The following is a 20,109-nucleotide window of genomic DNA, read 5'->3' on the forward strand; positions in this document are numbered from 1 at the left end:
CGCGCTCGCCGGGCACCGCGCGTCGCGCCGGTCCGGTTGGGTGCCCGCCCGGGCGAACGGCTACCCTCCGCGCCCGAGGTCGGCCCGACGACGACATGGGCTCTCCTCGCGTGCACGGCAGTCCGGAACCCGGGCTCGTCGCGCCGTCCCGGGGCCTTTCGCCCCGTTGAGGACCAGCTCGGAAAACCGTGAGGAGAGCCACGTTGCGCGACCGGACCGCCACGCGCGCCGCGACGCGTCGTCGGATGCGGGTGACCACGATCCTCGTGCCCGCCCTCGGGCTGCTGCTGGCGGCGTGCACCGCGCCGCAGAGCGCCCTGGACCCTGCGGGTCCGTATGCCCAGGGGCCGCACGACCTGATCCGCCCGGTGTTCGCGATCGCGTTGTTCGTGTTCATCCTCGTCCAGGGCCTGATCATCTATTCGGTGATCAAGTTCCGCCGACGCCCCGACGACGACGGGTCGCTGCCGGTCCAGGTGCACGGCAACACCCGCCTCGAGATCTTCTGGACCGTCATCCCGGCGCTGATCCTGGCCGGCATCGCGGTGCCCACGGTGCAGATGATCTTCTCCACCATGGACGAACCCGACGGCGACTTCATGACCGTCCAGGTCATCGGCCACCGGTGGTGGTGGGAGTTCTACTACGAGGACTTCGACATCTACACGGCCAACGAGCTGGTCATCCCGGTCGACACCCCGGTCCGGCTCGAGATGACCGCGGCCGATCCGGGCCGTGACGCCGACCGCGGCGTGATCCATTCGTTCTGGATCCCGCAGTGGGCCGGCAAGCAGGACGTCGTCCCGGGTCAGATGACCTACCTCAACATCCAGGCCGACGAGGCGGACCGCTACCTCGGCATGTGCGCCGAGTACTGCGGCCTGTCCCACGTGAACATGCGCATCCGCGGCGAGTCGATGGAACAGGCGGACTTCGACGCCTGGGTGGAACAGCAGACCGCCCCCGCGGCCGAGCCCGGTGACGACCTCGCCGCACAGGGCGCCGAGCTGTTCGGGGCGCAGTTCGACACCGACATCGGCCAGCGCAGCTGCGCCGCCTGCCACCAGGTGTGGAACGGCGAGGGGGCACGTGCACCCTCGATCGGGCCCGACCTGACCCACTTCGCGAGCCGCGAGGAATTCGCCGGTGCGATCTTCGAGACCAACGAGGAGAACCTTCGCGAGTGGTTGCGGGACCCGCCGGCGATGAAGCCGATGCAGCCGCAGAACGGGGTCGGCATGCCCAACCTCAACCTCACCGACGAAGAGATCGACGCCCTGGTGGCCTACCTGCTTGCCCTGGAGTGATCCACCGCACCACGAGTCGACGGTGGCGCCGGCCACGTCGCACCACGACGCAGACGGCGGCTACGGAACGAGGAACCACGATGTCGCACAGCACGACGACTCCTCGGCGGAGCGTGTTCTCGCGCCCGACGGCCGAGACCGGCTTCTCGAGCTGGATCACGACCACCGATCACAAGAAGATCGGGATCATGTACTTCTTCACCGTCCTGGTGTTCTTCTTCCTGGGCGGGGTCGAGTCCGGCGTCATCCGGGCGCAGCTCGCCCAGGCCGAGAACAGCCTGGTGACGGCCGAGATCTACAACCAGGCCTTCACGATGCACGGCATCACGATGGTCTTCCTCGTCGTCATGCCGCTGTCCGCGGCCTTCTTCAACTACCTCATCCCGCTGCAGGTGGGCGCACGTGACGTCGCGTTCCCGCGCCTGAACGCCTTCAGCTACTGGATGTATCTGTTCGGTGGCATCTTCCTGTACTCGAGCTTCCTGCTCGGTGGCGCGCCAAACGGTTCCTGGGTCGGCTACGCCCCGCTGTCGCTGGACTCGGTGTCCAACATGGCGTTCTACGCCATCGGTCTGCAGTTGCTGGGCGTCAGCTCACTGTCGGCCGCGGTCAACTTCATCACCACGATCCTGAACATGCGCGCCCCCGGCATGACGTTCATGCGCATGCCGATGTTCATCTGGATGTCGCTGGTCACCAACTTCCTGCTGCTGTTCGCCATGCCGATCATCGCGGTCGCGCTGTTCATGCTGCAGTTCGACACCGTGTTCGGGGCCCAGTTCTTCAACCCGGCCACCGGTGGCGACCCGATCCTGTGGCAGCACCTGTTCTGGCTCTTCGGGCACCCCGAGGTCTACATCATGATCCTCCCGGCGATGGGGATCGTGTCCGAGGTGCTGCCGGTCTTCAGCCGCAAGCCGCTGTTCGGCTACGCGGCGGTGGCCTTCGCCGGTGCGGCCATCGGATTCATCGGCTTCGGGGTCTGGGCGCACCACATGTTCACCTCGGCGATCGGCCCGGTCGCCCGCTCGGCGTTCGCGCTGTCGACGATGTTCATCGCCGTCCCCACCGGCATCAAGATCTTCAACTGGGTCTTCACCATGTGGGGCGGCAAGCTGCGCTTCACGACGCCGATGTTGTTCGCCATCGGGTTCGTGTCGATGTTCACCATCGGCGGCCTGTCCGGCGTCACCCACGCGGTGGTGCCGCACAACGCCCAGCAGCACGACACCTACTACGTCGTGGCGCACTTCCACTACGTGCTGTTCGGTGGCGCGCTGTTCGGCCTCATCTCGGGGATCTACTACTGGTTCCCCAAGGTCACCGGCCGGCTCATGGACGAAAAGCTCGGCAAACTCCACTTCTGGACCTGGCTGCTCGGCTTCAACCTGACCTTCGGCCCGATGCACATGTCCGGTCTGCTCGGTCAGCCACGGCGTACCGCGATCCTGCCGGCGGAACTCGGCGGTGCGGTGGAGCTGTACAACCTGATGAGCTCCATCGGCCTGCTGGTGCTGGTGGTGTCCGCACTGGTGTTCCTGTTCAACCTGATCACCTCGATCCGTTCGGGGGTCGCGTCGGGGCCCGACCCGTGGGACGCACGCACGCTCGAGTGGCTGTCCGCCTCGCCGCCCAAGCACTACAACTTCGACACCATCCCCAGCGTCAGCCACCGCGACGAGTTCTGGCACCGCAAGTACGCCGAGGACGAGGCGGGACAGCCCGTCGCCGTCCCGGCCGGCGCGTCGTCCGAGCACGTCGAGCCCGACGCGGCCCACGCGCGCGAGGCCGAGGTCGGTGACGGCACGGACGCGGCGCACGACGGTGTCGACGGTGGGCACATCCACATGCCCGACCCGTCGTACTGGCCGCTGGTGATGTGCCTCGGGTTCCTCCCGCTGGCGTACGGGCTGCTCGGTCCGACCCCGTGGCTGATCGTGATCGGCGTCGTGTGGGTGATCATCGGCTACTTCGGCTGGGTCATCGAGCCCGTCGCCGAGGGCGACGACGACGATCCCGTCGTCGAGGATCCCGCGGCCACGCGCTCCGGCGTCGCGGCCCACTGACCCGCCAACACCCCTGACAGCAACCTGCGGTCCCGCCGCGACACACGAGCGTGACGGGACCGGCGACACCGGAAGGCAGCAGACGTGGCGGCAGGCGTCCACGAGACCACCCTGGGTCTCGACCACCGCAAGCTTGCGATGTGGGTGTTCCTGGGCTCGGAGTTCCTGTTCTTCGGAGCCTTCGTCTCGGCGTACATCCTCTACCTCGACGCCACCGCCGGTGGCCCGAACGTGGACATCTTCGACATCCCCTTCACCTCGATCAGCTCGTTCGTGCTGCTGATGAGCTCGCTGACGATGGTGCTCGCCCACAACGCGCACGTGCGTCGCGACATGCGGCGCATGCGGATGTGGATCCTGGCGACGGCCGGGCAGGGCGCGGTGTTCCTCGGTGGGCAGGTGTTCGAGTTCACCGTCTTCTACCGCGAGGGCCTCAACCTGACCGAGAGCCCCTTCGCGTCCGCGTTCTTCGTCCTGACCGGCTTCCACGGCCTGCACGTCTTCGTCGGCATCCTGCTGCTGCTGAGCCTGTACTCGCTGACGCTGACCGGCAAGGTCAAGCCGAACCAGGACCTCAAGACCGAGATGATCGGCCTGTACTGGCACTTCGTCGACATCATCTGGGTCATCATCTTCACCGTCGTCTACCTGATCCCCGAACTCGCGATGGGCAGCTGACGCCGTCCGGCGCCACCGACCCAGGAACCGACGAGGACGCTCGATGAGCAGCACGCAGACCCACACGCCGACCGACGCCGACGGCCACGACGACCACCACCCGGGCCCGCGCGAGTACGTGCGCATCGCCATCATCCTGGCGATCCTCACCGCGCTCGAGGTCTCGACCTACTTCGTCGACTTCGGCGTGCTCGGCATCCCGCTGCTGGTCGTGCTGATGATCATCAAGTTCATCATGGTCGCCGGCTTCTTCATGCACCTGCGGTTCGACACCAAGCTCTACAGCCGGTTCCTCTACGGCGGTCTGCTCCTGGCCGTTGGCCTGTACGCCGCGACGCTGGTCGTGATGTTCTTCGACCAGGCACCGACCATCTGACCGACGCACCGCCCGTCCGACCAGCGAGGCCTGCTCCGTGAAGACCGAGTTCCGCAACCGGGTGTTCCTCCCGATCGTGCTGCCGCTGGCCGTCCTGCTCGCCATGGCGCTGGTCATCGGCGGGGTCGCCGCGATCCTGCTCTACAACACCCACGAGGGTGCACTCGCCGTCGCCACCGTCGCCGCTGCGGGCATCCTGCTCACCGCCTCGCTGGCGAGCTCGCAGGACCGGCTCGACGGCAGCCGTCGTGCGGTCATCGCGTTCGCCGCCGTGGTGCCGTTCGCGCTCGGTGGTGCCTATGCCGCGGGCCTGCTGGGTGACATCGCCGACGAGGACCGCAACATCAACGCCCAGCCGCTGCTGGTCGTCCCTGACGACGCGCCCCACATCGTGTCGGAGAACTCCATCGAGTTCTGCCTCGACACCGACGCCGGTTGTGAACCGGCAGAGACCTGGGAGGTCACCCCGTCCACCGAGGCCGAGGTGCTGCTGTTCGTCTTCGAGAACCGCGAGGTCGGCGTCCCGCACAACGTCGTCATCGCCGAACTCGACGGCACCACCGACGACCCCGCACCCGGGGCCGACATCCTGGTCACCGAGACGATCACCGGCCAGGACGAGACGGTCTACCGCGGCGACGGCATGGGTTGGGACGAGCTGCCCGAGGAGTGGTACTTCTTCTGCGCCATCCATCCGCAGATGGCCGGCGTCGGCACCGTCGCGGGCGCCGAGGGCTGAGTCCGCCGAATCGCACGACCGATGCGAGCCGGCCCTGCGGGGCCGGCTCGCGCCCTTCACGGCGATGGTGCGCGCAGGGTGAGGCCGAGCCCCGGGGCGAACACGAGCCAGTCGCCGGCGTCGGTGTGTGCCAGCCCCGTCGCCTCGGCCGTGACGTCGGCGACGTGCGCGCCCGTCCTGGCGTCGTGGATCTGCGCCAGGCCACCGGACGTCCCCGGCACGGGCACGACCAGCAGCCGGCCCTGCAGCCACGCCGTGGTGTGGTCGGCCAGCTGCCCCGACAGCGGCGTTCGCGACTCGACCGCGCCGGTGTCGCGCGCGAGGCGGACCAGTTCGCGACCGCCGGTGAGCACGGTCACCGACTCGGCGTCGAGGTCGAAGCCGCTGCAGCAACCGTCGAGATCCTCGATCGTGCGCTGCCACCGACGCCCGCCACCGTCGAGGTAGTCGACGCGGTCGGCGGCGCCCCACACCATGACGTCGTCGCGCACCAGCAGGCTGGACATGGGGCGGTCGAGGTGCTCGAGGATGGTGCCGTCGTGCGTGTCGACCACGAGCCCGTCGTCACGTGACGACACCACCAGTCGCGAACCGAGCGGGATCAGGCGTGCCGACGGCCGCCCGGTCGCCACGGCCCAGCGTTCGCTGCCGTCGGCCGGGTCGAGGCCGCGGAGCCCGCCCTCGGTGTCCTGCAGGACCGGACCGTCGGCGCTGAACACGGCATGGGCGTCCTGTTCCCGCCACCGGGTCGCGCCGGTGGCGCCGTCTACGGCCACCGCCGCGACGAACGACGTCGGCGCCGGTCCCTCCCGCACCCGGACGGCGAGATACCACCGATCGTCGACGGCCCGGGCCGAGCGGGCCGTCCGAGCCCCCTCGACCGCCTCGTCCCACAGCACCTCGCCGGTGCCGGCGGCGACGGCGAGGACCCGCTCGGGGACCACGACGACGACCGCATCCGTGCCGTGTACGGGGGCGAGCGAGGCGTCGGCTGCCCGGGTGCCGTCGCCCCAGGCGAGTTCCCAGCGCAGCGTCCCGGAGTGCACCTCGAAGCCCGCGAGCCCGTCAGCGGTCACCACGACGAGGTGACCGTTCCGGGTGACCGCCGGGGATCCCGCACCGGCCGGCGTCGGGGGCAGTCGCCACCGGATGCAGTCGACCGAGGTGCGGCAGCGGACCGGCACGGGAGGCGTGTCGGCGCGTGACGGTGGCGTGGGCGCGGGTGGCGGCGGCTCCGGAGGTACCTCGACGCGCATTTCCGGCGGCCTCGTGGGGGCACCGGTCCAGGCGCCGGACCAGGCGCCGGACCACGTGGCGAGCAGGGTGACGGCGACGACGCCGGCGAACACCGGCACGAGGGTGCGCCACCGTCCGGGCCACGTCCGCGCGATCCACGGTGCGGCCGGCGTACTCCCGACGAGCGCCGCCCCGCAGCGGCCACAGAAGCGGGCGCGCGAGCTCCCCCAGACCTCGCCACAATCCCCGCAGGTCCGCTCGCCGATGTCGGTCCTCCGCGCCACCGTCCCACCGTAGGGATTCGGGGCGGTCAGGCACCCGGCTGGGCGTCCCCCGCCTGCGCGGCGGCCACGGCGGCCGCCACCTTCGGAGGCAGGCCGATCCTCGGCGCCTCGCCCCGCAGCGGTGGGAGCAGCGCCCGCGCGACCGCGTCGCCGATGCGGGCATGGGCGGCGCGCGGCCAATGGATGCCGTCGACGTTCAGCGCCTCGACGTGGGGAAGGACGTGCTCCCAGGCCGGGACGGGCACGAACCCGTGGGCGCCGGCGAGTCGGAGCTGGTGGACCTCGGCGGCCTCGAAGCGGGGATGGCGGTGGCCGTAGTAGGCGGCGCGGTGGCTGGTCGGACCGAGCACGACCCCGGCCGCACGCCCCCAGGTCAGGCCCCGGACCTGGTCGAGCAGTTGGCTCATCAGGCGCTCGAACTCCCGCGCGGGGGTGCGCCGGAGACGTCCCCCGGTCGCGCGCACCAGACGCGGGTAGGCGAACCGCGACAGCCGCCGTGCCCCGCGCCGGACGCCGGCCGGCCACAGGTAGGGCAAGGTCGCCTCCAGCAGCGCCGGCACGCCCGCGGGCGCGTGATCGAAGCTGCCGAGACCCACCACGACAGCGTCCGCCTTGGCGAGCACGTCGAACTGCAGGTGCTGGTCCTTGAGCACCGCGTGCGCGGCCTCGCGCACGGTCTGGCCGGGCCTGGCCACGACCGTCACCTCGACGCTGCGCCGGAGTTCGTCCTGCAGGTGGCGCGCCATCACGTTGGGATAGAGGTGCTCCGCCCCGGGCAGCTGGGGACCGTGCTCGTCCATGAACGCCGTGGAGTCGCCGAGCACGACCACCGACAGCGGCGCAGTCACCGCATCACCTCGCCCGGACGCCCGCCGCCGCGTTCGGCGCGTCCACCGGCGCCTCCGCCGGATGTGGCCGGGGGCGGGCCCGCGTCCAGCAGGCGACCGACGCGGTCCAGACGAGGGTCGCGCCCAGGATGTGGATCGCCACCAGGGCCTCGGGGATGCCCAGGGCGTACTGCGTGTAGCCGATCGCGCCCTGCACCAACTCGAGCACCAGCAGTACCCGGACCGCTCGCCGCAGCCCCGCAGGACCGGTGCGCCACGTGACCGCGACCAGCGCCACGGTGAGGCCGACGAGCAGCCACACCGCGTCGGCATGGGCGATGGCGGCGAACCGGATGTCGATGCCGAGTCGCGGCGTGCCCGGATCGCCGGCGTGGGGTCCGGCACCGGTGACGATCGTTCCCAGGACCAGCACGGCCGCGGAGACGACGAGCAGGGCCGTCGTCGCGACGCGGACGCCCGCCGGCGGTGCAGGTCCGTCAGCGGGGGCGCCGATGGCCCGCACCCGCTCGAGGAGCACGGTGGCGAGGGCGATCAGGACCATCGAGAGCAGGAAGTGCACGGCGACCGTGATCGGCGACAGCTGCATGCGCACCGTGATGCCGCCGACGATCGCCTGGAGGGCGACACCCAGCGGCAACGCCCAGGCGAGCAGCTCCAGCGACCTCGGGTGCGGGCGGGTTCGCCGGACCTGGACGAACACCGCGATCACCGCCGCGAGGACGACGAACGTGAGCAGGCGGTTGCCGAACTCGACGGCCGTCTGCCAGGTCGCGTGCTCGGAGCCCGGCCGCGGGGCGATCGTCTCGCCGTCGCAGGTCGGCCATGTCGGACAGCCGAGCCCGGAGCCGGTCACACGCACCAGGCCACCCGTGAACACGATGCCGATGTTGGTGAGCAGCGCGGCCAGCGCGAACCGCCGCAACAGGCGCAGCTGGGCAGGCGCGGGGGGAGCGGACATGCGCGGAGGGTACCTGCGTCAGCGCGCCCACCCCCTCCCGGGGTCGCGGTGTCGCGCGAGGGACGAATACCCTGAGGACGCCCGCCCACTGCTCCGCAGGACCCGACACCGTGTCCACCGCCGCTCCCTCCGCCCGCGACGCCGCCACCGATGACGGCGTCGTCCGCACCCCCGTGCGGCGGCACCGGCGACGGAGTGTCGTGCTGCTGGCGCTGGCGGTGTTCCAGTTCTGGTTGTGGGGAACGCGGATCAACAACCTCGTCCGGGACGCGGGCGAGTTCTCCACCGCGTTCGTCGCGGTGCACGGCGTGCTCTACACCGCCGCGATCGGCGCCGGCATCGTCCTCGCCGTCCTGGGGCTGCGCATGTGGCGCGAGGCCCGGGTCGCCGGGGACCGCTCGTGAGTCCGTCCCCCAGCCACGGTGGCGCCACCCGTCCGACCGACGAGGCGTCCGCCGCCACCGTCGGTCCCATGCACGCCAGCGGCCGCTACGAGTCGCGTCGCGCCGCCGTGCGCCGCTACGTGCTGGTCACCAAGCCACGGATCATCGAACTGCTGCTGGTCACCACGGTCCCGTCGATGGTCGTGGCGGCGCGTGGCTGGCCGGGTACCTGGCTGGTGATCGCGACGGTCCTGGGCGGCACGATGTCGGCCGGGAGCGCGAACGCGCTCAACAACGTCATCGATCGTGACATCGACCGGATCATGGCCCGCACCGCGGCCCGGCCGACCGCCACCGACGAGGTGCCGGCCCCGCACGCGCTGGTGCTCGGGCTGGTGCTCGGGGTCGCCGGCTTCGCCTGGCTGTGGGCCTTCGTCAACCTGCTCGCCGCGCTCCTGGCAACCTCGGCGATCCTGTTCTACGTCTTCGTCTACACCCTCGGCCTCAAGCGGCGAACCAGCCAGGCCGTGGTGATCGGTGGGATCGCCGGGTGCATGCCCGTGCTGACCGGTTGGGTGGCGGTCCCCGGGGCGACCCTGGCGGACGCGACCCCGTGGTTGCTGTTCGCCGTCATGTTCTGGTGGCAGCCACCCCACTTCTGGGCGCTCGCCATGAAGTACCGCGAGGACTATGCCCGCGCCGGCCTGCCGATGCTCCCGGTCGTGCACGGCAACGACGAGGCCACCCGACACATCCTGCTCTACAGCTACCTGCTGCTGTCGATCGTGCTGATCACCGTCGTCGGCGCCGGACTGGGGTGGATGTTCGCGACGGTCGCCGTCGGGCTGACCGTGGGGTGGCTGCTGCTGGCCCACCGGCTGCGACGCACCCGCACGGTGGCCGACGCGATGCGGCTGTTCCACTACTCGACCGTCTACGTGGCGTTGATCTTCATCGCCGCCGCGGTCGACGCCGTGCTCTGACTCGGTCGGCATCGGTGCCCACGGCACGTCACCACGTTCAGCTGGCGTCACCGTGTCATGGCAGACCGAGGCGGTGACGTCAGAGCGAGGTCCACCTCGATCTCTTGTCACCACCGCGTTCTCACGTCACATCGTCGGGATCGCAACCGTGGTGACACGCCGGTCGCTGGCCACGGACATCCCGCGCCCGAACCGGCACGCACGCCCATGAGGCCCGACCCATTGACGGCGACTGAACGCATGTTTAACATGCTGAACATGAGTTCAGTCGAGGTGGAGCCACCAGCGGGCGAGCGGGACACGGACCGCACCGCACGGGCGCGGGTCCGCGACGCCGCCATCGCCTGTTTCGCCGACCAGGGCGTGGCGGCGACGAGCGTCCGAACGATCGCCGCTGCCGCAGGCGTCTCCCCCGCGTTGGTGATCCACCACTTCGGTTCGAAGGACGACCTGCGGATCGCCTGCGACCAGCACGTCGCCTCGCTCGTGCGCGAGCAGAAGTCGGCCGCGATGGCCCAGGGGCCGGGGATGGATCCGCTGGCCGCCCTCCGGACCTACGGGGACGGACCGCCGCTGCTGGCCTACCTCGCCCGCACCCTGGTCGACGGGTCGCCACACGTCGCCGAACTGGTCGACGACCTGATCGCCGACGCCGTCGACTACATGCAGCAGGGGGTCGAGGCCGGCGTGCTGACCCCGACCGACGACCCGCACGGCCGGGCCGCGGTGCTGACCCTGTGGTCGCTCGGGGCGCTCGTGCTGCACGAACACGTCGCCCGCGCGCTCGGGGCCGACCTGTTGGGGGGCGACCCGATGGACGCCCTGCCCTACTTCCGGCCCGGCCTCGACGTCATGGGCGCCGGCCTGCTGCGACCCGAGGTGTACGAGCGACTGCGCACGCAGTTGCGTCAGATCGAGGAGGACGAGTCGTGAATGACGTGGCCATCCGCGTCGACGGCCTGGTGAAGGACTACGTCACCGGACCACCCTGGCGACGCAAGCCCCCCGTCCGCGCCCTCGACGGCCTCGACCTCGAGGTGCGCCGGGGCGAGGTGTTCGGGTTCCTCGGCCCCAATGGCGCCGGGAAGTCCACCACCATCCGGGTGCTGCTCGACCTGTTGCGGCCCACGGCCGGCCGGGTCGAGGTGCTCGGCCAGGCACCGGCCGCTGGCGGGCCGCCGTTGCGCGCCCGCATCGGCTACCTGCCCGGCGAGCTGAACATGGCGGGCCAGCGGACGGCCGGCGAGGAGCTGGGCTACCTCGCCGGCCTGCGCGGCGGCGTCGGTTCGCAGCGCATCGGTGAACTGGCCGAACGGTTCGCCCTCGACCTCGACCGGCCCATCCGCGGCCTGTCGAAGGGGAACAGGCAGAAGGTCGGGGTCATCCAGGCTTTTCTGCACCGGCCGGAGCTGTTGATCCTGGACGAGCCCACCAGTGGCCTCGATCCGCTGCTGCAGCACGAGTTCCTCGGCCTGGTCCGGGAGGCCCAGGCCGACGGCGCCACCGTGTTCATGTCCTCGCACGTGCTGTCCGAGGTCGAGGACGTCGCGGGCCGCGTCGCGATCATCCGCTCGGGACAGATCGTCGACACCGACGACGTCCGCACGCTGCGCCACCACGCCGGCCAGGAGATCAGCCTGCGTTTCGACGGCGCCGCTCCCGTCGACGACTTCCGCGACCTGCCGGGTGTCGAGGACGTCGCTGTCGACGGAAGCGAGCTGACCTGCCTGCTGCGCGGCGAGCCTGATGCGCTGCTCAAGGCGGCCGCGCGGCATCGCGTCGTGCACTGGTCTGCGCAGGATCGCGAACTCGAGGCCCTGTTCCTCGACTTCTACCGGCTGCCTGTCCACGAGACGACCGCCCCCGGGGAGGAGGTGGCCACGCATGGCCGCTGACACCATCACGCCGTCGCGTCGCGACGCACCCGCAACGCCTCGGAGCCGGCCGCTGGCCGTGTTCCGCGGCGTGCTCCGGGATCGGCGTCGATCCCTGATCCTGTGGACGATCGCCATGGCCGCCGTCACCGCGGTCTACACCAGCTTCTATCCGGCGATGGGCGACGGCGCCGACATCGCCGTCTTCGTCGAGAACCTGCCCGAAGGCATGGTCCAGGCCATGGGCTACGACCAGATGGGCACACCCGGCGGCTACCTGCAGTCGACCGTGTTCGGGATCCTGGGTCCGGCGCTGGCCCTGGTGTTCGCCATCGGCACCGGCGCACGCCTGATCGCCGGTGCCGAGGAGGACGGCACGCTGGAACTCGAAGCGACCCACCCGGTCTCCCGCACGCAGATCTATCTGGACCGCCTGCTGGCGTTGTGGCTGGGCTGCGCGGTTCTGGTCACGACGGTCTTCGTCGTCACCGCGGCGCTGGTCGCGGCCCTCGACATCGACCTCGCCACCTCCGCCCTGCTGGCCGGCGTCGTGGGCCTGCTGATGCTCGTGGTCGCGATCGGGACCCTGGCGCTCGCGGCAGGCGCAGCGAGCGGCCGTCGTGGGGTCGCCCTTGCGACCGGCGCCGTGGTCGCGGTCGTCGCCTTCCTGGCGGATGCGATCGGGCCGTCCGTCGACGGGCTCGGATGGCTGACCACGGTCTCGCCCTGGTCGTGGTACCTCGGGGGCGATCCGCTGATCGAGGGCTTCGACGTCGGCGGCCTGGCGCTGCTCGCGGCGCTCACGGTGATCGCGGGGGGTGCCGGGGTGCTGCGCTACCGGCAGCGCGACCTCGGCGTATGACCACCGTCGCGGACGCAACGGCCGCGGCGAGCGTCACGCTCGCTGCGGCCGGGTCGTCGAGGCGGAGGCGGACGGGAATCGAACCCGCCAGAGGACGCAGAGCGCCCTCTCGTCGGCTTTGAAGGCCGCGGGACCCACCAGGCGTCCGGACGCCTCCCCGTGCCCGTGTTGCCGGGCAGGCGTGCGGCAGCCTACGCCCTCGCCGGCCACGCGGCGGTGACGCCTTCCGCGGTGCCACTGCGGGGGACGGATCAGCCCCCGGTGGCCTCGCCGCCCGACCAGCCAGGGGCCTTGAGGTAGCCGGCCAGGGCCTCGGCCGCCGTGTCGGAGGGGTCGCCGCGCAACCCGTAGTGGGTCCGGCGGCCCTCTTCACGGAGGCTGACCAGGCCCGCCTGGCGCAGCAGTGCGAGGTGGTGATGGGCCGTGGCCTTGGCGACCTCGAGTTCCTCCATCGCGTCGGCGAGCGTGATCGGCCCGCCGCTCATCCGTCGCAGCAGCCGCAGTCGCCCCTCGTCGCCCAGCGCCTTGGCCAGCTTTACCAGGGTCGGTGGCGGCGCCTCACTGGGGAGCGCGACGAACTGGTCGGCCACCGGGGTCGAGAGCACCTCGACGTCCTCGAGCCGGCCCAGGATGAGCCATGGCCGGAACCAGAAGCTCGGCAACATCACCACCCGGCGCAGCGTCCGGTCGTCTTCGGCGAGCTCGTAGCCGTTGGTCGCCTCCAGCACGACCTCGGCGGCCGGCATCCCATCGTCGAGCTGGCGGCGGCGGTGGACGACGTCGCGCTCGATGGCGCCCATCGCCTCGTCCTGCAGGTCGCGGAACACCTCGACCTCGAACCGCTCGATCGCGGCGACGAGCCGGTCCCGGTACTCGGTGGGCGTCGTGCGCAACAGCACCTCGAGCTCGGCCGGACAGTCGCCGGCGGCGTCCATGGCGCGCAACGCCTCGAGCGCCTCGGTGTCGCCCTCGATGGTGCGCTGGACCAGCTCGAGGGGGTCCGGGCCGTCGTGGGCGTGGTCCTTGAAGACCAGGTTCGCGGCCAGCAGCCGCCACGGCAGCAGCGGGTCGTCGAGCAACGCCTCGCGGACCTGCTGCACGGTGCCTGGCGCCGGGACGACCGCTCCCGCCTCGGCCAGCAACAGCAGCGCCTTGTCGCCGCGCTCGCCGGACAGGGCACGCAGCTCCTCGAGCAGATCGGGGGGCGTGCGGTCACGGACCGCGGCGATCCGGTCGGCGCCGACGTCGAACGCGTCCGGATCGTCGGTGATCAGCACGCCCGCGCAACGCAGTAGCTCGGCGCCGCTGGACGCACGGGTCTCGACGACGGGCGCCGTCGCACGGCCTCCCGCACGGAGGTCCACCAGACGCATCGGGTGCCTTTTGACGGCTTTCGGACGCCCACAGCGTATACCGCCGGACAAAGCGTCGAAAGGTTTCGAACGGTCGGACGCGGACGCGCATTCGACAAAACTCGTATCGTGTGGTTCGATGGAGATCGAACACAGGAGATCCACGCATGATCAGGCTCGAACTCCAGGCGGAGGTCGACTACCGCCATGACCAGATGCGTCGGACGGTGGCGGGCAGCCGTCGCCGTCGACGCGACCACGCACGCCGCTGGTTTCGTCCGGGCACGCCCACGACCGACGAGCGTCGTCCCGGCCGTCGCGACTGAGCCGACTACCCGGCGTCGCGGCCGAGCTCGGCCAGCAGGAATGCCTCGGTGAGGCACGCCTTCGCGAAGTCCTCGAGGTGGAGCGACTCGTCCTCGCCGTGGGCGTTGGAGCCCGGGTCCTCGACGCCGACCAGCAGGCACGGGGCGCCCCCGAACGCGTCGCTGAACGGCTCCACGAACGGGATCGAGCCTCCACAGCCCATGGCGGCGGGCTCGCGCCCGTAGGCGGCCGTCATGGCCGCGACGGCCGCGTCCCAGGCGCCACCGCCGGGCTCGGTCACCCAGGCGCGGTTGCGTTCGCCGACGTCGACCTGCACCTCCAGGCCCCACGGCACGTTCGTCTCGAGGTGCCGTCGGAGGGCGTCGAGTGCCCGGTCGGGGTCCTGGCCCGGTGCCAGCCGGCACGACAGCTTGGTGCGCACCTGCGCCAGCAACGTGTTCGAGGCCGCCGCGACGGCGGGCACGTCCATCCCGGTCGGGGTGATCGTCGGGCGCATCCAGAGGCGTTCGAGAATCGTGCGACGGTCGTCGCCGACGAACTCGGCCCCAGCGACCAGCCGCGCCTCGTCGCGGAAGTCGTCCGCCAGCGCCTCGCCGTCGCCCTCGAGGGCCTCGAGCCTGGCCCGCTCGTCGTCGGCGAGTGCGCGCACGTCGTCCTCGAAGCCGTCGACCGCGATCGCGCCCGCATCGTCGTGCAGGCTCGCCAGCAGGCGCACCGTCGCCGTGAGTGCGTCCGGCACCACGCCGCCCCACATGCCCGAGTGCACCGGTTGCTGCATCGCGCGGACCGTCACCACCACGTCCGCCATGCCGCGCAGCGCGTAGGTCAACCCCGGCCAACCGACCTTCCAGTTCGTCAGGTCGGTCAGCACGATCACGTCCGCCCGTAGCCGGGCGCCGTAGGTGTCGAGGAAGCGCTCCAGGTTCGGGGAACCGATCTCCTCCTCGCCCTCGATGACCACCTTGACGTTGACCGGCAGCGTGCCGCGCGTGTCCAACCACGCCCGGATCGCGGCGACGTGGGCCATGATTCCGGCCTTGTCGTCCGCCGCGCCACGGCCGTAGAGGCGGCCCTCGCGTTCGGTGGGCTCGAACGGCGACGAACTCCAGCGCTCGGGCGTGCCGACCGGCTGGACGTCGTGGTGGGCGTAGAGCAGCACCGTCGGCGCGTCGTCGCCGGCCCGCAACCACGATCCGGTCACGTACGGGTGGGTGCCGTCGAGCTCCAACAGCTCCACGTCCTCGAGCCCGGCGTCCCGCAGGCGCTGCGCCGTGCGCTCGGCCGAGCGTCGGCAGTCGTCGGCGTACTCGGGCTGCACGCTGATCGAGGGGATGCGTACCAGGTCCTCGAGCCAGGCGACCGTCTGGGGCATCTGCGCCATCAGGCGCTCGGCCACGTCGTCGAGACCCGACGGGACCCGGGTGGCGGCGGGCAGGACGGACATGGGCTCGGCGGTCACAGGGCACCTCTGCTGGGCATCTGGGGGCGGTTGCCGGCCGAGTCTGCCCGAGATCGGCAGCCACCGGAGACGCGCGATGCCGGCCGAAGTGTGGCGCGGTTCCCGGATCCGGCCCGTCGGCGACTATCCTGCGGCCGCACCAGTGGCGGTCGGGCCGGCGCCCCGAGCGCGTGACGACGAACTTCCGAAAGGGCGGACCGGGTGGGGCACGCAACCGACGTGTGGGACAAGCTGTCCGGCATGCTCTCCAGCGGCGACATGGCCGACATCCCGCAGCTGTACGGGGCGGACGCGCTCTACCTCGAGCCCTACAACCCGCCCCATCGCGGCAACCTGCTCATCCAGGCCTACCTCAAGGACTGGATCGGCGGCAAGGACGACATCGCCGTCGAGTCCTCGCGCGTCATCGAGTCCGAGGACGGTCGTTCGCTCGGCGTCGAGTGGACCATCTCCTACACCGCCGCCGGCCGCCGGTGGAACGACCTGCCGCGTGCGAGCTTCTTCGGCTTCGACGACACGGGACGCATCGTCTACCACCGTGACTACACCTGAGTTCGGCGGCGTCCCGCGGCACCTCGGCCGATCAGTCCTCGCCCCGGAGGACGAATCGCCACACGGCGAAGCCGACGGCGAGCGCGCCGACCGCCCCCGCGAGGACCTCGTTGCGCGGCTTGGCGACGTCGGGGAGCCGGTCGCGCAGTCGCACCGGGGCGTGGAAGTCGCGGACGGCCCATGACATCGCGGCGGCCGCGGCGCGCAGTTCCCGGTCGGGATTGACCGCCACGGGATGCCCCACCGCGGTCAGCATCGGCAGGTCGGTGATCGAGTCCGAGTAGGCGAAGCACCGGGTCAGGTCGTAGCCACGGAGTTCGGCCACCTGCCGGATCGCCGTCGCCTTCGCGCCCGCGTAGGCGTAGAACTCCAGCGTGCCGTCGTAGCAGCCGGCCTCGTCGGTCCCCGAGCGGGTCGCGATCACGTCGCGTACGTGCAGGAACTCGCCGAAGGGTTCGACGATCTCCTCGCCGGAGGACGAGATGATCCACACGTCACGGCCGGCCCGTTGGTGCTCGGCGATGAGGTCGAGCGCCTCGGCGTAGGCCAGCGGCGCGATCACCGTCTCCATCGTCTCGCGCACCAGGCGTCGCACCCGCTCCGCCTCCCAGCCCTTGGTGAGCTCGAGGGCGGCATGACGCATCTGCTCCATCTTCTCGTGGTCCGCGCCGACGAGCTGGTAGACGACCTGTGCGTACAGCGACTTCACCACCGTGGTCGGACTGATCAGCCCGTCGCGCATCAGCGTCCGTCCCATCATCAGCGTCGAGGAGCCGGCGATGATGGTCTTGTCGAGGTCGAAGAACGCGGCCTCGGTCGCGCCCGTCCGGCGCACCGCCAGCCGCGCGAGCATCGACTCGCTGAGCCGGTCGGCGTCCGGCCGGGCGTAGCGCTGTTCGGTCTCGACGGTGGCGTTCGAGGGGTCCGCGATGACCTCGGCCGCCGCCGACAGCAGCCGATCGACCGTCGACGGCGTCGACGGTGTCGATGGCGTGTCGCCCGGCGCGGCCGACTCCCTGCGTCCGTCTGCGTCACCTCTGCGGGGCACTACCGCTTCCTCGTACGGATGGCGCGAGCCTAACGGGGTCAGCGCGGCGGCAGCGGTTCGACGCTCATGAGGCTGCGGCCGTTGGTGAACAGAAACGGTGGCTCGACCGTCGTCGGCCACACCCCCTCACCGCGGACCTGGACCTCGCGGCCGTCGTGCCACAGCCGCAGGCGGTCGTAGCCCTGCGCCACCGCCGTGTCCTCGCTGATCCACCACCACGGTTGGTCGGCGTCGTCGCCGAACGGCTCCAGCTCCGGGCCGGCGGGTGCGGCGACGGGCCTGCCGTCGACCAGCGACAGGCGCAGGGCTTCGTTGCCTCCGTCCGGCGACGGGATCACCAGGGCACCGTCCGCGACACGCGGCTCCGGGCAGCACAGGTGGACGACGCCGCGCCGGCCCTCGACCTCGTGTGTCCACCGCACCGTGCCGTCGAGCTCGATCAGCAGGATGTGCGCCGCCCCGCCCTCCGCCCGTGCCGCCGCCCCGGATCCGACGAGCAGCGACCGGTCCGACGTCGGCGAGATCTCGTTGAGACCCTCGAGGCGCGCCCGGGTCTCGAGGGTGGTGGGATCGAGGATGTCCCACTCCCGGCCGCTGCCGCGTTGGAGGATGGCCGCCTCGCCCACGTGATGGATCCAGGTGTCGTCGCCCAGTGTGCGACGGGCCCGCTCCTCGCCGGTGAGGGGGTCGAGCAGCACGGCCTCGCCCTGTTCACGGACGATGAGCGGGTCGGCGTAGCTCAGCAGCGACGACCCCGGGCGCTCCCACAGCGTCTGCCCGGTGCGGAGGTCCACGGCCCACAGCGACGGCACGGGTTCCTCGATCTCGCCGCCCTCCGCGACCCCGGGCGCGTCGTAGCGACCCAGGACCAGGACGTCCTCGAAGACCGTGAGGTCGTGGACCGCGAGGGCCGACACCGTCTGGTGCCAGAGCACCGCGCCGTCGCGGCCGAGCGCCAGCACCGACCCGTTGTCGGGCCGCCCGATCAGCAGCACCTCGTCGTCGAGTGCCGGGACGAGCATCGTCCAGCCACCGTGACCGCGACTGCCCGCATCGGCCGGCCAACTGCGGTGCCATCGCGGTTCGCCGGTCTGCAGGTCGTAGGCGCGGATCTGCTGGTCCAGGACCGTCACGACGAGGTCACCGAAGGTCGCCACCTCGGCGCGTCGGTTGCGATCCGGGGTCATCTCCACCCGCCAACGCTCGCACCCCTGAGGTTCGCAGCGCATGCGGGTGGGATCGAAGGGGGCGAGGGCGCGCGCACGCTCCTCGTCCGACAGCGGACTGCCCTGCGGCACGATGGTGTCCTGCGCCAACTCCACGACCGGATCGGGCCGGTCACGCGGCAGCTGCACCATGCCCGACCGCAGCACGGCGGTCCCGGTGACCGCGATCGCGACCACGGAAGCGACCGCGAGGAGGGCACGCCACCCCGGTCGCGGCGTCGTGTGCACCGGCATGGCGGGCGCCGCCGGGCGCAGGGGGATGCCGCAGCAGCCGCAGAATCGGGCGGTTGCCGCGTCCCACGGGGCATCGCAGGACGAACACTGCACCGTCCTCGCGCGTCGCACGGCGTTCTCCCGCTCCCGCCGGGGCCGCGCCGGAGCGCGGTCCTCGGGCCGGCGGTCATGGTACGGCGCGCGGCGGACGGGCGGCCGGGCTCCGGAGTCGCCGCGACGGCCGTCGGACCGGGCTGTCCACAGCGATGGGACGACCCGGGGCGAACGAGGGCGTCGGCGGCCCTACGGTGCCGATTCGCCTCGTTCCCGGCCGCCAGGAGACCGCCATGCCGCCGACCACCCCGGTTGCCGACGTCACCGTCGCGGGGGATCCGACCGCGGCGCTGCCGGTGCTGCTCGAACTCACCGATCCGGTCAGGGACCGGGTCCGCAGCTGGGTCGAGGGGGTGCTCGGCTGGCAACCGGTCGACCCCGAGACCGACCGGCTCGTCCCGCCGCGTGTGTGCCTGATGGATCCGGTCACCGCCGTCGAACGAGGGCCCCGCGTCCTCGGCGGCGACGTGCCGGTGATCCTGCTGGTCGGCGAGGAGCATCCCTCGGACATCGCCCTCGCCGCCGTGCGGGTCCGTCCGGTGGCGACGCTGCGCTGGCCCGAGGACCGCGACGGGCTCGCCGACGCCGCGCTCGGCGGCCTCCAGGCGCGTCGCCCGACCGGTGGCGGCGCACGGGTCGTGCGTGTCGGCGGGGCCGCGGGTGGGGTCGGCACGTCCACCGTGGCGGCCGCGCTCGCCGGGCTCTTCGGTTGGCAGGGGGAGCGGACGCTGACGATCCTGGGTCCGGGGGCGCCTGTCGCCGAGGTCCGCGACCTGGCCGCCGGTGCGCTGTCGGGTGCCGGGCTGTGGGCACACGCCACCCCGCTCGCCGGTGTCGAGTCCGCGCGGGCCGTCCGGGTGGTGGGCCGCGCACCGCGGCTCGCGCCGGTCGTCGATCCGGCCATCGGGGTCTGCGTCGTCGACGCCGGCGTGGACGACGACGTGGACGTCCTGGTCCTGCGTGCCGACACCGCGGGACTGGCCGCAGCCGGCCGCACGACCGCCGCGGCGGTGGTCGTCATCGGCAAGGGGCCCGCGCCATGCGCCGCCGTGGCCGAGGCGTGCGGTCCCCGTCGGCGGGTCCACCTTCCGCGCTCGGCCCGCGTGGCGCGGGCCGGCCTATGCGGGCGTGTGCCCGCAGGCCTTCCCGGCAGCTGGCTGCGCCCGATGCTGCCGCTGACCCGGGCGCGGGCCGGCGACCCGCCGTAGCCGCCGACGCCGCAGA

General features: G+C 71.7%; 20 protein-coding genes and 1 tRNA gene. 13 read left to right on the top strand and 8 right to left on the bottom strand.

Annotated features, from left to right (window positions below; translation table 11 throughout):
• Positions 1-203 precede the first annotated feature (203 nt).
• The 5 genes from coxB to ACERMF_RS02090 all read left to right on the top strand — a co-directional run bounded on the left by coxB (position 204) and on the right by ACERMF_RS02090 (position 5,166).
• The gene (gene coxB / locus ACERMF_RS02070; RefSeq protein ID WP_373667350.1) at positions 204-1,307 is read left to right on the top strand and encodes a cytochrome c oxidase subunit II; all 1,104 of its coding nucleotides are present in this window, start codon (positions 204-206) and stop codon (positions 1,305-1,307) included.
• A gap of 80 nt (positions 1,308-1,387) precedes the next feature.
• The gene (gene ctaD / locus ACERMF_RS02075; protein WP_373667351.1) at positions 1,388-3,373 is read left to right on the top strand and encodes a cytochrome c oxidase subunit I; all 1,986 of its coding nucleotides are present in this window, start codon (positions 1,388-1,390) and stop codon (positions 3,371-3,373) included.
• Positions 3,374-3,457: 84 nt separating this feature from the next.
• Positions 3,458-4,051: a heme-copper oxidase subunit III gene (locus ACERMF_RS02080; protein WP_373667352.1), complete on the top strand. Its 594-nt coding sequence runs from the start codon at positions 3,458-3,460 to the stop codon at positions 4,049-4,051.
• Between the two features lie 43 nt (positions 4,052-4,094).
• Positions 4,095-4,427, top strand: coding sequence for a cytochrome C oxidase subunit IV family protein (locus ACERMF_RS02085; protein ID WP_373667353.1), 333 nt, complete (start codon positions 4,095-4,097; stop codon positions 4,425-4,427).
• 37 nt (positions 4,428-4,464) lie between these two features.
• Positions 4,465-5,166 (top strand): hypothetical protein, encoded by a 702-nt coding sequence (locus tag ACERMF_RS02090; RefSeq protein WP_373667354.1) that lies wholly within the window; start codon positions 4,465-4,467, stop codon positions 5,164-5,166.
• A 56-nt stretch (positions 5,167-5,222) separates the two neighbouring features.
• Here the strand turns inward: ACERMF_RS02090 and ACERMF_RS02095 are convergent, their stop codons facing one another.
• From ACERMF_RS02095 to ACERMF_RS02105, 3 genes are read right to left on the bottom strand one after another with little or no spacing between them, the layout of a single operon-like run.
• Complete coding sequence (locus tag ACERMF_RS02095; protein WP_373667355.1) at positions 5,223-6,686, bottom strand: PQQ-binding-like beta-propeller repeat protein; 1,464 nt, start codon at positions 6,684-6,686, stop codon at positions 5,223-5,225.
• Positions 6,687-6,712: 26 nt separating this feature from the next.
• Positions 6,713-7,534, bottom strand: a complete 822-nt coding sequence (locus tag ACERMF_RS02100) for an SGNH/GDSL hydrolase family protein (RefSeq protein WP_373667356.1) — start codon at positions 7,532-7,534, stop codon at positions 6,713-6,715.
• Between the two features lie 4 nt (positions 7,535-7,538).
• A complete protein-coding gene (locus ACERMF_RS02105; protein WP_373667357.1) occupies positions 7,539-8,492 on the bottom strand; it encodes a heme A synthase in 954 nt (317 codons plus the stop codon).
• A 110-nt stretch (positions 8,493-8,602) separates the two neighbouring features.
• On the opposite strand from ACERMF_RS02105, the gene ACERMF_RS02110 reads away from it, so the two are divergent.
• The 5 genes from ACERMF_RS02110 (at position 8,603) to ACERMF_RS02130 (ending at position 12,594) form a co-directional block, all read left to right on the top strand.
• Positions 8,603-8,896 carry a hypothetical protein gene (locus tag ACERMF_RS02110; RefSeq protein WP_373667358.1) on the top strand — a complete coding sequence of 98 codons (294 nt, stop codon included), beginning with the start codon at positions 8,603-8,605 and terminating at the stop codon, positions 8,894-8,896.
• A gap of 68 nt (positions 8,897-8,964) precedes the next feature.
• Positions 8,965-9,858, top strand: a complete 894-nt coding sequence (locus ACERMF_RS02115; protein ID WP_373667452.1) for a heme o synthase — start codon at positions 8,965-8,967, stop codon at positions 9,856-9,858.
• Between the two features lie 240 nt (positions 9,859-10,098).
• A complete protein-coding gene (locus tag ACERMF_RS02120; RefSeq protein WP_373667359.1) occupies positions 10,099-10,791 on the top strand; it encodes a TetR/AcrR family transcriptional regulator in 693 nt (230 codons plus the stop codon).
• Positions 10,788-11,753 carry an ABC transporter ATP-binding protein gene (locus ACERMF_RS02125; protein ID WP_373667360.1) on the top strand — a complete coding sequence of 322 codons (966 nt, stop codon included), beginning with the start codon at positions 10,788-10,790 and terminating at the stop codon, positions 11,751-11,753. Before ACERMF_RS02120 ends, ACERMF_RS02125 begins: the two co-directional genes overlap by 4 nt.
• Positions 11,743-12,594, top strand: a complete 852-nt coding sequence (locus ACERMF_RS02130; protein WP_373667361.1) for an ABC transporter permease subunit — start codon at positions 11,743-11,745, stop codon at positions 12,592-12,594. Before ACERMF_RS02125 ends, ACERMF_RS02130 begins: the two co-directional genes overlap by 11 nt.
• Positions 12,595-12,656: 62 nt before the next feature.
• On the opposite strand, the gene ACERMF_RS02135 is transcribed toward ACERMF_RS02130, so the two are convergent.
• Both ACERMF_RS02135 and ACERMF_RS02140 read right to left on the bottom strand, forming a co-directional pair.
• Positions 12,657-12,751, bottom strand: a tRNA-Sec gene (locus ACERMF_RS02135).
• Positions 12,752-12,845: 94 nt separating this feature from the next.
• Positions 12,846-13,967 (bottom strand): ArsR/SmtB family transcription factor, encoded by a 1,122-nt coding sequence (locus tag ACERMF_RS02140; RefSeq protein ID WP_373667362.1) that lies wholly within the window; start codon positions 13,965-13,967, stop codon positions 12,846-12,848.
• A 146-nt stretch (positions 13,968-14,113) separates the two neighbouring features.
• Here ACERMF_RS02140 and ACERMF_RS02145 point away from each other — a divergent pair, with 146 nt between their 5' ends.
• Positions 14,114-14,272, top strand: coding sequence for a hypothetical protein (locus tag ACERMF_RS02145; RefSeq protein ID WP_373667363.1), 159 nt, complete (start codon positions 14,114-14,116; stop codon positions 14,270-14,272).
• Positions 14,273-14,277: 5 nt separating this feature from the next.
• On the opposite strand, the gene ACERMF_RS02150 is transcribed toward ACERMF_RS02145, so the two are convergent.
• Positions 14,278-15,732: a M20/M25/M40 family metallo-hydrolase gene (locus ACERMF_RS02150; protein ID WP_373667364.1), complete on the bottom strand. Its 1,455-nt coding sequence runs from the start codon at positions 15,730-15,732 to the stop codon at positions 14,278-14,280.
• 201 nt (positions 15,733-15,933) lie between these two features.
• On the opposite strand from ACERMF_RS02150, the gene ACERMF_RS02155 reads away from it, so the two are divergent.
• On the top strand, positions 15,934-16,284 hold the full coding sequence (locus ACERMF_RS02155; RefSeq protein ID WP_373667365.1) for a nuclear transport factor 2 family protein: 351 nt from the start codon (positions 15,934-15,936) through the stop codon (positions 16,282-16,284).
• A 31-nt stretch (positions 16,285-16,315) separates the two neighbouring features.
• Here the strand turns inward: ACERMF_RS02155 and ACERMF_RS02160 are convergent, their stop codons facing one another.
• Both ACERMF_RS02160 and ACERMF_RS02165 read right to left on the bottom strand, forming a co-directional pair.
• Positions 16,316-17,332, bottom strand: a complete 1,017-nt coding sequence (locus tag ACERMF_RS02160) for an HAD family hydrolase (RefSeq protein WP_373667366.1) — start codon at positions 17,330-17,332, stop codon at positions 16,316-16,318.
• A 38-nt stretch (positions 17,333-17,370) separates the two neighbouring features.
• The gene (locus tag ACERMF_RS02165) at positions 17,371-18,792 is read right to left on the bottom strand and encodes a PQQ-binding-like beta-propeller repeat protein (RefSeq protein WP_373667367.1); all 1,422 of its coding nucleotides are present in this window, start codon (positions 18,790-18,792) and stop codon (positions 17,371-17,373) included.
• 326 nt (positions 18,793-19,118) lie between these two features.
• On the opposite strand from ACERMF_RS02165, the gene ACERMF_RS02170 reads away from it, so the two are divergent.
• Positions 19,119-20,093, top strand: a complete 975-nt coding sequence (locus tag ACERMF_RS02170) for a hypothetical protein (RefSeq protein ID WP_373667368.1) — start codon at positions 19,119-19,121, stop codon at positions 20,091-20,093.
• Positions 20,094-20,109: the final 16 nt, after the last annotated feature.

The sequence above is a fragment of the Egicoccus sp. AB-alg6-2 genome (assembly GCF_041821025.1).
Lineage (GTDB): Bacteria > Actinomycetota > Nitriliruptoria > Nitriliruptorales > Nitriliruptoraceae > Egicoccus.